10 protein-coding genes and 1 rRNA gene are annotated in these 13,746 nt (G+C 35.1%); 10 read left to right on the forward strand and 1 reads right to left on the reverse strand.

What is annotated here, in order from left to right:
- The 10 genes from dnaA to rrf all read left to right on the forward strand — a co-directional run bounded on the left by dnaA (position 1) and on the right by rrf (position 12,542).
- On the forward strand, positions 1-1,347 hold the full coding sequence (dnaA, locus tag BT1A1_RS00005; protein WP_034766745.1) for a chromosomal replication initiator protein DnaA: 1,347 nt from the start codon (positions 1-3) through the stop codon (positions 1,345-1,347).
- 218 nt (positions 1,348-1,565) lie between these two features.
- Complete coding sequence (dnaN, locus tag BT1A1_RS00010; RefSeq protein WP_034766747.1) at positions 1,566-2,711, forward strand: DNA polymerase III subunit beta; 1,146 nt, start codon at positions 1,566-1,568, stop codon at positions 2,709-2,711.
- Positions 2,712-3,046: 335 nt separating this feature from the next.
- Positions 3,047-3,265, forward strand: a complete 219-nt coding sequence (gene yaaA / locus BT1A1_RS00015; RefSeq protein WP_034766822.1) for a S4 domain-containing protein YaaA — start codon at positions 3,047-3,049, stop codon at positions 3,263-3,265.
- 13 nt (positions 3,266-3,278) lie between these two features.
- Complete coding sequence (recF, locus tag BT1A1_RS00020; RefSeq protein ID WP_034766748.1) at positions 3,279-4,388, forward strand: DNA replication/repair protein RecF; 1,110 nt, start codon at positions 3,279-3,281, stop codon at positions 4,386-4,388.
- 48 nt (positions 4,389-4,436) lie between these two features.
- Positions 4,437-6,359 carry a DNA topoisomerase (ATP-hydrolyzing) subunit B gene (gene gyrB / locus BT1A1_RS00025; protein WP_034766824.1) on the forward strand — a complete coding sequence of 641 codons (1,923 nt, stop codon included), beginning with the start codon at positions 4,437-4,439 and terminating at the stop codon, positions 6,357-6,359.
- Positions 6,360-6,415: 56 nt separating this feature from the next.
- Positions 6,416-8,938, forward strand: coding sequence for a DNA gyrase subunit A (gene gyrA / locus BT1A1_RS00030; RefSeq protein WP_034766750.1), 2,523 nt, complete (start codon positions 6,416-6,418; stop codon positions 8,936-8,938).
- Positions 8,939-9,382: 444 nt separating this feature from the next.
- On the forward strand, positions 9,383-9,628 hold the full coding sequence (locus BT1A1_RS00035) for a hypothetical protein (RefSeq protein WP_034766752.1): 246 nt from the start codon (positions 9,383-9,385) through the stop codon (positions 9,626-9,628).
- Positions 9,629-10,149: 521 nt separating this feature from the next.
- Positions 10,150-10,410, forward strand: a complete 261-nt coding sequence (locus tag BT1A1_RS00040; RefSeq protein ID WP_034766754.1) for a hypothetical protein — start codon at positions 10,150-10,152, stop codon at positions 10,408-10,410.
- A gap of 287 nt (positions 10,411-10,697) precedes the next feature.
- Positions 10,698-11,801 carry an HD-GYP domain-containing protein gene (locus BT1A1_RS00045; protein WP_034766757.1) on the forward strand — a complete coding sequence of 368 codons (1,104 nt, stop codon included), beginning with the start codon at positions 10,698-10,700 and terminating at the stop codon, positions 11,799-11,801.
- A 625-nt stretch (positions 11,802-12,426) separates the two neighbouring features.
- Positions 12,427-12,542, forward strand: a 5S ribosomal RNA gene (gene rrf, locus BT1A1_RS00050).
- A 123-nt stretch (positions 12,543-12,665) separates the two neighbouring features.
- Here rrf and BT1A1_RS00055 read toward each other — a convergent pair.
- Entirely contained in the window at positions 12,666-13,649 is a 984-nt protein-coding gene (locus BT1A1_RS00055; protein ID WP_034766759.1) for a YaaC family protein, read from the reverse strand.
- Positions 13,650-13,746: the final 97 nt, after the last annotated feature.

Below are 13,746 nucleotides of genomic sequence, written 5' to 3' on the forward strand. Positions count from 1 at the left end.
TTGGAAAATATCGATGACCTTTGGGGAAAAACGTTAAATGTCATTGAAAAGAAAATAAGTAAACCGAGTTTTGAAACTTGGCTTAAGTCAACCAAGGCCATTGCATTAAACAAAAACACGTTAATTGTTGAAGCACCCAATGATTTTGCAAGGGAATGGCTTGACGGGAATTATAAAGAAATCCTTACAGAAATTTTATATGAATTAATCGGAGAAAATATGTCATTAAAATTTGTCATTCCTGAATCCAATATGGATGACCCGATAATGGTTTCGCCAGCGAATAAAAAACCAGCAAAACCGGAAGTTATAACTGACTCCGCACAACATATGTTGAACCCCAAATATACATTTGAGACATTTGTCATCGGATCAGGTAACCGTTTTGCTCACGCTGCTTCACTGGCTGTCGCTGAAGCACCGGCAAAAGCATATAATCCCCTTTTTATTTACGGCGGTGTGGGCCTCGGAAAAACCCATTTAATGCATGCGATCGGACATTACGTTTTGGAACATAACCCAATGGCAAAAGTGGTGTATTTAACTTCGGAAAAATTTACTAATGAATTTATTAATTCGATCCGCGACAATCGGCCGGATGACTTTCGCAATAAGTATCGTAATGTAGATATTTTACTTATCGATGATATTCAATTCTTAGCCGGAAAAGAATCAACCCAAGAGGAGTTTTTCCATACGTTCAATACATTGCATGAAGAAAATAAACAAATTATTATTTCGAGTGACAGACCGCCAAGAGAAATACCTACTTTGGAAGATCGCTTACGTTCCCGCTTCGAATGGGGATTAATCACGGATATTACTCCACCGGATTTAGAAACACGGATTGCCATCCTAAGGAAAAAGGCAAAAGCGGATGGACTAGATATACCGAATGAAGTTATGTTATATATTGCGAATCAAATCGACTCGAACATCCGTGAACTGGAGGGTGCGTTAATCCGTGTCGTTGCTTATTCGTCTTTGGAAAATAAAGATATTAATGCAGATTTAGCCGCAGAAGCTTTGAAGAGTATCATCCCTAGCTCCAAGCCAAGAGTCATTACAATTCAAGATATCCAAAGAGTTGTCGGTGAACAATTTGGAGTAAAATTAGAGGACTTTTCTGCAAAAAAACGAACAAAGTCGATTGCCTTCCCTAGACAAATAGCCATGTATTTATCGAGAGAGCTGACCGATTTTTCATTGCCGAAAATTGGCGAAGAATTTGGCGGAAGAGACCATACTACTGTCATTCATGCCCATGAAAAAATATCAAATTTAATAAAAACCGATCCACAATTTCAAAAACAAATTCAAGAGTTGGAAAATAAATTGAAAATCTAAGTATTTTATACAACTACCATTTTCCTAAATACAATTCTTTATTTATAATAGAATTGTGCACATTGTTGATAAATTTTCAAAAGCATGCACAGTCTGTCCACATGTGGATAGACTGTATTTTACATTCGTGTTGCCACTTATCCACAAATCCACAGTCTATATTACTATTACTTCTTTATTTTTATTTTTAAATATAATTATATATTGGAGGATGAAAAATGAAGTTTCTCATTCAAAAGGAGCGATTATCGAAAAGTATCCAAGATGTAATCAAAGCGGTCGCATCACGAACAACCATTCCGATTTTGATTGGAATAAAAATTGATGCGACTGATGAAGGAGTTGCTTTAACAGGAAGTAACTCGGATATATCGATTAAATCATTCATCCCAAAAGAGGAAAATGATACGGAACTGGTCGATATTATTGAACCAGGTTCGATTGTGTTGCAAGCTCGCTTCTTTAGTGAAATTGTAAGAAAATTACCCGATTCAATTATAGAAATAACGGTCGATGATCAATTTAAAACCGTCATACATTCAGGAAATGCAGAATTTGTCATTCATGGACTGGATGCAGAGGAATATCCTCGTCTTCCGATCATTGATAGTGAACATAGTTTTACAATGCCGGCGGATTTATTGATTACGTTAGTTAAACAAACGGTCTTTGCTGTTTCACAATCGGAAACAAGACCGATTTTAACCGGTATTCATTGGGTTTTTGAAAATAATGAACTAATTGCAGTCGCCACAGATAGTCACCGACTCGCTTTAAAAAAAGCAACTTTACAAACAGAATTTGCCAATAACCAAGCTTATAATATTGTCATTCCAGGTAAAAGCTTAAGTGAATTAATAAAAATTTTAGAAGATAATAATCAAACATTGGTTGAAATCTTTGTTACCACGAATCAAATTTTATTTAAAGCGAAAAATCTTTTATTTTATTCACGATTGTTGGAAGGAAAATACCCGAATACAGCAAAATTAATTCCGACTGATAATAAAACAAAGGTGAAAATTAACACAAAAGAGTTTCTCCAAGCTGTCGATCGTGCTTCACTGTTGGCACGTGAAGGAAAAAATAATGTCGTGAAATTTACGACAATGGAACAGAACATGATCGAGATCACTTCTTACACGCCGGAAATTGGAAAAGTGGTTGAAAAAGTAAAAAGTTTATCTATTGAAGGGGAAAAAATAAAAATCTCGTTTAGTGCAAAATATATGATTGACGCTTTACGAGCCATCGATGGATCTGAAGCCACGATTTACTTTACCGGAACGATGCGTCCTTTTGTTATCAAAACAGATCAGGACGAAACCATTTTACAATTAATTTTACCGGTAAGAACATTTTAGAAAGCAATCAGTGGACACTCATTGACTAGTGAAGGAATCCCACCTCGATTTGAGTGAATGGGGAAGACGGGTGGGATAAGAGCTTTTCTGCAATCGGCGGGGATATTGGTTCCCTGCTGATTGCAGTTTTAATCTTTTTATTCCTGTATGTTACAATAATTAGGGGCTTTCCCCTTTATGTTTTTACCCCTAATTACTGCCTTATTTTCCTCAAAATAAACCATCAATTGTTCGATAAAGTGCAAAATGACTATTCAAGAAAACATCATGGACTTTGTTTCTTTTTCAGATATTTAGTAAAATAGAATTTGGAGTATATGAAAGGATCGGTAACAATGGCAAATGTGTTGAAGATTGACACAGAATATATTACGCTTGGTCAGTTTTTAAAAATGACAGATTTTGTAAGTTCCGGTGGTATGGCCAAATGGTTTTTGAAAGAAAATGAAGTGTTAGTTAACGGTGATTATGAAAATCGCCGCGGAAGAAAACTGCGCAATGGTGATTGTATTGACATAAATGGTGATTCTTTTATTATCATTCAAAGCTCTTAAAGGATGTAAATCAATGCATATTAAACAACTGGATTTAAAAAATTTCAGAAATTATAATCAATTAAGTATTCCTTTTGAGAACAAAGTAAATGTTATTATTGGTGAAAATGCACAAGGAAAAACAAATTTGCTGGAAGCCATTTATGTGCTGGCTATGGCTAAATCACATCGAACCTCAAATGATAAAGAACTCATCCATTGGGACAAAGACTATGCTAAAATAGAAGGATGGGTAGAAAAAAAAAATAATACGATTCCCCTCGAATTGCTCATTACGAAAAAAGGCAAAAAGGCAAAATGTAATCATCTGGAACAAGTAAGACTAAGCAAATATATCGGAAATATAAATGTTGTTATGTTTGCTCCAGAAGATCTCAATCTTGTTAAAGGAAGCCCGGGAATAAGAAGAAGATTTATTGATATGGAAATTGGCCAAGTTTCCCCTGTTTATTTAAATAATATTAGTCTCTACCAAAAAGTATTACATCAACGAAATCAATATTTAAAATTATTGCAGTCAAAAAAACAAACCGATATGACGATGCTCGATATTTACACGGAGCAGCTAATTGAATTTGCCGTAAAAATCATTAAGAAGAGATTTGAATTTTTACATTTACTACAAGAATGGGCAAAAACCATTCATTTTAGCATTTCCAGAGGATTGGAAAATTTACAGATCTACTATAAACCTTCTGTAGATGTATCGGAAGAGGACGATTTGTCGAAAATGATTAATAAATATCAAGATAAATTTATTAATCAAAAACAAAAAGAGATTGAGCGAGGTATGACTTTGTTTGGTCCTCATCGCGATGATCTTCTGTTTGAAATAAATGGTCGGGATGTTCAAACATTTGGATCACAAGGACAACAACGTACAACAGCATTATCAGTAAAATTAGCCGAAATTGAGTTAATTAATAGCGAAATCGGTGAATTTCCGATTCTTTTATTAGATGATGTATTATCAGAATTGGATGATTATAGACAATCTCACTTATTAAGTACAATTCAAGGGAAAGTACAAACATTTGTAACCACAACTAACATAGACGGTATTCACCATGAAACATTAACGAAAGCCAGCATATTTCAAGTAAACAATGGCAATTTGATTTGATCGTGAAGAATAGAGATTTTGGAGAAAGTTAGGTGACAGATTTTGACAATGGAAGAAAAACAAATTCAGGAAACTTCCTACAACGCAGACCAAATCCAAGTACTAGAAGGTTTGGAAGCAGTAAGAAAACGCCCGGGTATGTACATCGGTTCAACCAGTTCAAGAGGTTTGCATCATCTTGTTTGGGAAATTGTTGATAATAGTATAGACGAAGCACTGGCCGGCTTTTGTACCCAAATTGATGTGATCATAGAAGAAGACAATAGCATTACTGTTAAAGATAATGGACGTGGTATCCCTGTTGACATCCAAGAAAAATTAGGAAGACCGGCTGTTGAAGTTATTCATACTGTTCTTCATGCCGGCGGAAAGTTTGGCGGCGGTGGATATAAGGTGTCAGGGGGTCTCCATGGTGTTGGTGCTTCCGTCGTTAATGCATTATCAAGTGAATTTGAAGTATATGTTCATCGAAACGGAAAAATCCATTATCAAAAATATTCCCGTGGTTTGCCGTTATTTGACTTAAAAGTAGTTGGGGAAACCGATCATACCGGGACAACAACTCATTTTACACCGGATCCGGAAATTTTCACTGAAACAGTTGAATTTGACTTCGATACATTGGCAAAAAGAATTCGCGAACTGGCCTTTCTAAATAAAGGCTTAAGAATAACCCTTGAAGATAAACGGGGGGAATACCGAAAAGAGGAATTTCACTATGAAGGTGGAATTAAATCTTATGTTGCCAGTTTAAATAAGTCAAAAACTGTTTTGTTTGAAGAACCGATCTATATTGAAGCTCATCGAGACGGTATTCAGATAGAAATATCCATCCAATACAATGATGGGTACACAAGTATTATTTATTCTTTTGCCAATAATATTCATACGTATGAAGGCGGTACCCATGAATCCGGTTTTAAAGCGGCTTTAACAAGGGTTATTAATGACTATGCCCGTAAAAATGGAATTTTAAAAGATAAAGACGAAAATTTATCAGGAGAAGACGTGCGAGAAGGCATTGTCGCCATTATCTCGATCAAACATCCAAACCCGCAATTTGAAGGGCAAACAAAAACAAAATTAGGAAATTCTGAGGCAAGAACGATTACGGACGCTCTTTTCTCAGAAGCATTTGAGAAATTTTTATTAGAAAACCCAAGTGTAGCAAGAAAAATTGTCGATAAAGGAATTTTAGCTGCACGTGCCAGACTGGCTGCAAAAAAGGCCCGTGAAGTGACCCGCCGTAAAAATGTTCTTGAAATATCTAGCTTGCCGGGGAAACTGGCCGACTGCTCATCAAATGATGCGTCTATATGTGAGCTCTACATCGTTGAGGGAGATTCTGCGGGTGGTTCGGCAAAACAAGGACGGGATCGTCATTTCCAAGCAATTTTGCCGCTCCGAGGGAAAATTTTGAATGTCGAAAAGGCAAGATTAGACCGGATTTTATCAAATAATGAGGTCCGTTCCATGATTACGGCGATCGGAACCGGGATCGGTGAAGACTTTGATATATCGAAAGCCCGGTATCATAAAATTGTTATTATGACAGATGCTGATGTTGACGGTGCCCATATCAGAACTTTATTATTGACATTTTTCTACCGCTTTATGAGACAAATTATTGAAGCGGGTTATGTATATATTGCCCAACCCCCTCTGTATAAGGTCCAACAAGGAAAGCGGGTTGAATATGTTTATAATGATAGCCAACTGGAAGACGTTCTGAAATCTTTGTCTCATAGTCCAAAGCCCGGTATTCAGCGGTACAAAGGTTTAGGTGAAATGAACCCGGAACAATTATGGGAAACAACGATGGATCCGGCAAATCGTACACTTTTGCAAGTCCAATTAGATGATGCAATTGAAGCGGACGAAACTTTTGAAATGCTGATGGGGGAACAGGTTGAACCAAGGAGAAAATTCATTGAAGACAATGCAGTTTATGTCAAAAATTTGGATATATAATGAAAAATTAATTGAAGTGTAAATTTCCTGAATGGGAAAAGGAGGTTCGCTATTTAATGGCTGAAACACCCAGTTCAAAAGTTAATGAAAGAAGAATAACGGAGGAAATGCGGACATCTTTTTTAGATTATGCAATGAGCGTTATTGTGTCCCGCGCCCTTCCTGATGTCCGTGACGGTCTCAAACCGGTTCAAAGACGTGTTTTATATTCGATGAATGATTTAGGTAATACAGCTGATAAACCCCATAAAAAAAGTGCCCGTATTGTTGGAGATGTAATTGGTAAATATCATCCGCACGGGGATTCGGCAGTTTATGAAACGATGGTGCGGATGGCCCAAGATTTCAACTTACGGTATCCGTTAGTTGATGGTCATGGTAATTTTGGCTCCATCGATGGTGACTCTGCAGCAGCTATGCGTTACACAGAGGCGAGAATGTCCAAAATCGCCATGGAATTACTGCGGGATATCAATAAAGATACCATTGATTATCAAGATAACTATGACGGTCAAGAAAAAGAACCGGTTGTACTGCCATCGAGATTTCCAAATTTATTAGTGAATGGGACAACCGGTATTGCCGTTGGTATGGCTACCAATATGCCTCCCCATCAAATTGGTGAAGTGATTGATGGGCTTATCGCATTAAGTCATAATCCTGATATTTCCATTGAAGAATTAATGCAATTTATACCGGGTCCTGATTTTCCAACAGGTGGATTAATCTTAGGAAGAAGCGGCATTCGAAAAGCCTATATGACCGGTAAAGGTTCCATTACCACACGGGCAAAAGTCAATATTGAAGAAACGGCTCATGGTAAACAAGCCATTGTTGTTACAGAAATTCCGTATATGGTTAATAAAGCGCGATTGATTGAAAAAATTGCCGAACTTGCCAGGGAAAAACGAATTGACGGAATTACGGCATTACGTGATGAATCCGATCGTCAAGGTATGCGGATTGTCATGGAACTCCGAAAAGACGTGAATGCCAATGTGTTATTAAATAATTTGTATAAGCATACAGCCCTGCAAACTACTTTTGGGATCAATAACCTTGCCCTTGTGAACGGTCAACCGAAAGTCCTTAATCTTAAACAATTGCTATACTATTATTTGGAACATCAAAAGGAAATTATCACAAGAAGAACGCAATATGAATTAAGAAAGGCAGAAGCACGGGCTCATATTTTAGAAGGTTTACGTATTGCTCTCGACCATATTGATGAAGTGATAAATTTAATTCGCAGTTCACAAACAACCGATATTGCCAGAGAAGGATTAATGACTCGTTTTGGTCTTTCGGAAAAACAAGCTCAGGCAATTTTGGATATGCGTCTGCAACGTTTGACAGGTTTGGAGCGGGAGAAAATTGAAGAAGAATATGCGGAACTTGTTAAATTAATTGCTGAATTAAAGGCAATTTTAGCAGATGAGGAAAAAATACTGGAAATTATTCGTGAAGAATTAACTGCAATTAAAGAAAAATATAATGATGAGCGCCGTACGGAAATAACAACTAGTGGGGACGAGGAAATTGATGATGAAGATTTAATTCCGGAAGAATCCGTCATTATTACCTTAACAAGAAAAGGATATATTAAGCGGACTCCATCTTCCACCTATCGTACACAAAAACGCGGTGGTCGCGGAATTCAAGGCATGGGAACAAATGAGGATGATTTTGTTGAAAATTTAATTACCACTTCTACCCATGACACGATTTTATTTTTCACAAATAAAGGGAAGGTTTATAAAATCAAAGGATATCGCATTCCTGAGTTTTCAAGAACAGCCAAAGGTTTGCCTATAATCAATTTAATAGAAATTGAAAAAGATGAATATATTAATGCAATGATTCCTGTGCAAAAATTAGATAATGAATCTTATTTATTTTTTACAACAAGACAAGGAATTTCCAAGCGGTGCCCGTTATCATCCTTCGCAAATATTCGTAACAACGGACTAATTGCTATCCATCTGCGTGAAGGAGACGAATTAATTTCTGTTCGTCTAACCGATGGAAATAAGCATATTATCATCGGTACGAAAAAAGGAATGCTGATCCGCTTTGTTGAAACGGATGTTCGTTCAATGGGTCGGACTGCCTCAGGGGTAAAAGGAATTACTTTGGGTAAAGATGATGAAGTAATTGGCATGGAAATTTTAGAGGAAGATCAAGATGTTTTAGTTGTTACGGAAAAAGGATATGGAAAACGGACCCATGCTTCTCAATACCGTATTCAAAATCGCGGCGGTAAAGGGATTCGTACATGCAATATTCAGGAAAAAAATGGACAACTCGTGGCCATGAAATCAGTCTCAGAAAATGAAGACATAATGATTATTACCGATAACGGGATCATTATTCGAATGGCGGTTTCCGGAATTTCCAGAATCGGTCGAAATGCAATGGGCGTAAAATTAATTAAACTTACGGATGACAGTACAGTTACCGCTGTGGCAAAAGTGGAAAAGGATGATGAGTCTCAAACTGATCAACCGATAACGGCTGATACCGAAACAGATAGCTCACCAGCAGGAACAGAACAAATAGATAATGAATCTGATGATTGATTGCTAAAATGCTCAATCAAGAGAAATTGTATTGTTACTGGATTTTTATATAACCGGTGATCAATACGTATAAATAAATAATTGAGGCAGCTCTTCTTGTATGGGCTGTCTTTTTTTACCTGGGGTCTCTATTATTTTTGAGATTTAAAATCGAACATTTCCCCTTTTATTCATCCTAAGACTTTTCTCCTATTTTATAAAAATCCCCCTTTGAAATCTGTGTTTTTTAATATTTTTTTAGTATCATATGGTTACCACCCAAAAAGCCCATTTTTCAAGGACATCACGCTCAAATAACAAAATATTGTGTCTTGACAAAGAACAACGATACTATATTTGGTGCAAATATTTCTATAAATCCTTTTTGGGTACTAATCATCATATGAGTATGATATATAAATTCTAAATATTGAAAATTAAGTTAATCGATAAGGTGTTAATGATTTGGCAAAGAAGATCCGTACGATTGAAACGGGGGTAGCGTTGGTTCGGCATGGAATTGATTATCAAATCCGTACTAGGGGAGGAATTGATAATCAAATAAATAAAGCGGTATCAGACCTAAATGATCTTGAACATCAATTGACTAGACTATATCAGTTTATTGAGACATCAATGGATTTGTATATAAAAGCAGATGATAAAGTAAAATCCCAAATACCGGAAAGGCCGGAAGAAAAGTCCTGGTGAGAACAGTTATTAGACGGGTTTAAAGCGGCTGGGGATTTTATTGGAGGAGTCGTAAAAGGTTTAGCTGATGTTGCTGTATCTAGATTGGCAGGAATTTGGCAGGTCGTTACGAATCCGATTGAGATGGGAAAAGGGATTTTTTATATGGTAATGCATCCGATTAGGACATTTCGTGGACGGGCATCTCTTATAAAATAGGAGGGATTAGATGAGAAGTGGAACTTATGCAGTATACAAGGGGAAGGAATTTAGTACAAATTATGATTTGGGTCTTTCGAATGAGCCTGAAATCTAAATGATGAAAAAACATAACATAAGATGTTTAAAGAAACAAAACTTCCACAAGTGATACAGGAGCATAGTATTACCCGCCAGGAATTTTGCTTGGCGTAGAACTAAATCACCCGTCTGAGTTCAGAATGTAAACCATATATTTCAACCAAAGATAACAATAATTTTATGTTGAAAATTAATTAGAATTGGATTATTTTAAAAATATATGTATTAAAGTGGGTGATATTTTGGAAATTAATACGTGGGCAGCAGAGTTACAGTCAAACCGGATGGAAGATTATGCGGATGATTTAAGAAGATTGAAAAGCAATTTGAACGATCTGGAAGGTAATCTTACATTTGTTAACCAAATTAAAGGATTTAAGGATGATTTTCAGCAAATGACTCAATTGATAAAACAATATTTTAAATTTTTAAAGACCACTGCAAAATTATATCGTAACACACAAAAAGAAATCGTTTCCGCAGCTAAAAGTTTAATTAACTAAATCAATTTCGAAATGTAATTTTTACAACCATCATAATATCACAAAGTATTCTTGCCCTTATAAAAATTTAAAATAAATAATTTTATAATTAATCAATGTTTCTAGTTTAATAGAGAATGTTGAGGTATCAGGGTTTAAGGCAATTTTACTAATTTAGGGTAAAATCCAGCTCACCAGGAAAAACTGTAAATTTATAAAAGAAATATAAAAAAATGAAAGAAAAAATCCGATTATAAATAATAGAATGCATTGTACAATTTTATAACTTAATAAAGGATGAAGAATTAATGAAAATGCGAGTTTCTCAATTGAAACCAGAAGCAGGTCTACGGCTAATTGAAAATGTTAACGGGTTAACGAAAAACCCGATTGTCCCGAAAGATACAATAATTACAAATGAAGTTATTGATGTTTTAAATGCATTTGCAGTCAAAGAAGTAGAGGCAGTAAAAGCAGATAACAGTGAAAAATTAATTAAGAAAAAGGCAAAAAATCATCAAATTGATCCCATATCTGAATCTAAGCAAAATGATAAAAAATTGTTGTATTTTCAGCAACATTATCAGGAAGTCGTTAAGGAGTATAAAAAAGAGTTTCAACGTTGGCAATCCGGAGGTACAGTAGATATTAGTATTATAAGGAGATTGGTGATTCCTCTTTTTGAACAATTAGAAAAGGAACCTATCCATGTTTTATTTCTACAAAATTATATTGAAAATGTGCAAGATTATATTTATCACCATGCCATATCAGTCGGATTGATTTCCGGGTATTTAGCAAAAAGATTAAATATGAACCGTGGAGAATGTTTTCAGGTTACATTAGCAGGTTCTTTATGTGATTGTGGAATGGCAAGGGTAAATCCGGGAATACTAAACCAAAATATTATAAATAATGATGATCAAAGAGAAATTAAACTTCATCCAATATATAGTTATAAAATGCTTCAAAAAATACCTTCATTAAGTACAAGTGCAAAGTTAGCTGTTTTAAAGCATCATGAAAGAATTGATGGAAGTGGTTATCCCTTAAAGGAGAAAGGGAAGAATATACATCTTTATGCAAAAATAATAGCAATAGCAGATGTATATCATGCTTTAATTTGTAACCGCATTTATAAAACAAAGGTTTCTCCTTTTAGAGCAATTGAAATAATGACAAGAGAAATGTTTGGAAAACTGGATGTTTCCGTATTACAAACATTAACAAATTGTTTAATGCCATTATCAATTAATATGCTTATTAAATTATCTACTCATCAAATTGGTAAAATATTATTTATTGATCATCGTTATCCGACAAGACCCGTAATTCAACTAGTTGAGAGTAATGAAGTCATTCAACTTAATGAACAGAATGATATTTCAATAAAGGAAATATTAAATAACTGACCGATCTCCTTCACATTCTGTTTTTATTTAGAGAATGTCTTGTTAAATGATTGTAAGTTTAAGGATTGGCATAAGTGGAAACTCAAAAATATAGTGTCCTGTTAATTTTGACTATATTGGCTTAGTAAGATTAGTAAATGTTTTTAAAAATAGTATTGACACTAACTAATTTCGATGTTATTATTTAAAAGTCGCTTTTAAAAGCAGAAATAAATATTATTATAAAAATAAATAGTAGTTGACAATCAATAATATTAAATGTATAATAATATAGCTGCTTAATTGAACGAGGACTCTGAATAATCTTCCTTGAATAAGCATCGCACGAAGAAAATGCGAATGCATTTTCGAGGAAAAGGAAATACGGCGAAGTAATGAGCCGATGTTGACTTATCGTAGTGGATGAGTGTGAAGTGGCGCTAGTCGCTAGGAGCCGAAGCAAGACAGATAAGAACGTTACTCGGAAAATTGCCTTACGTTATCTAGTTTTGAGAGAATGAAAAATTCTCCTGCATTTTTAAATTAAATCATACGGATATGTCTGCTCCTGCGCCGAAGTAAATTTCGAGGAAGATAATCCTCAGCTCGTCGCAAGCCAGCAGAGAAGCATATTCGATGTAGTAGGCTCGGTAATAATGGCGAGAAGGTCACACCCGTTCCCATCCCGAACACGGAAGTTAAGCTTCTCAGCGCCGATGGTAGTGAAGGCCTTGCCTTTGCGAGAGTAGGACGTTGCCGGGCAGAGTAAAGGACAGTGAATTTTACTGTCCTTTTTTTAATAGAAAAATAAGAAAAGCAATACGGCTGTGAAAATCATGTAGCGAGCTTTGTGCAATCTATTCAAATTCCTTAGAAGGTATCATGTCAAAATTTATTCTGTCCGTGAAAGTAACTCCATAGGTATTGATCAATGAGTAAAGGGATTTTTTTTGTTGAGATATTTAAATATTGTACGATTAGTGGGTACTCGATTGACGGCTTATGATGAATAAGTTCTGACCACCATTCAATTTCGTATCTAGCAATCATTCCTAAATGATATAATATTAAATAATGGATCATTAGTTCCGGATAAAAAGATAATTCTTTATCATTTTGTAAAAGAAAATAGGAATGTTTCTCTATATGAAATCGGAAGGGTAAAATTTCTGTTATGGTGCTATGATTTTCCTCAATATAAAATTTTATTATTGATGGATCACCGATAAACTGAATATTTTTATTTGTATTCGATTGGAAGAAGGTTTTAAAACGGTCGGATGTCATTTTAAAAAAATCAAGAACCGATTCAGGAAGTGAAAAATATTTGCCATCATAGTCAATTGGTAATCCATGATTGTGCCCAGTCCAAATAGCGAAGTAATCAATTAACTCCGGAATTTCCTTTAATAATGACTCTACCGTTAACTTTTTCCCTTCTAAATGTTTCATATGGAACATTTTGTCGGAAAAATGCGGGAACAAACCATTTTTTTGTAATTTAACCTCATCCTTTAAGTATATATAATTTTGCTTTTTCCTTTTTCGTGTTGAAACACCATGGGCCAAAACAAGACTTGATTCGGGATAGTCCGGGTCAACCGATAATACACATGCTTTAAGTAGAAAAACGAGTCCATAAAAGAGTAAAATAGGCTTAATATTTAATGAAGACCGTTCTGTTTGCTCAAAAAAGGTAATTCCTTGTTCGATGTAAGAAATAAAAGAAAAACTGTTTTCATAACTTTTCTTTTTTGCATCAATGATCTTTCTTTTATTATAAGTATGGAAAAGAAATTGCCGGGAAGTTTCTTCAGATGATAAGTAAAGATATTTTTTTAAAAGAGATGATGAAAAACTTGCAGACAAAATATAACCCCCAATTCTGAAAAATGCAATTTATTGAAAGCTCCTTGACAGTATTTTATCCAATTGGTAACCTACTAATAATAATTTTTTCTGGAGG

The sequence above is a fragment of the Caldibacillus thermoamylovorans genome, assembly GCF_000751775.1.
In the GTDB taxonomy this organism is placed as follows: Bacteria; Bacillota; Bacilli; order Bacillales; family Caldibacillaceae; genus Caldifermentibacillus; species Caldifermentibacillus hisashii.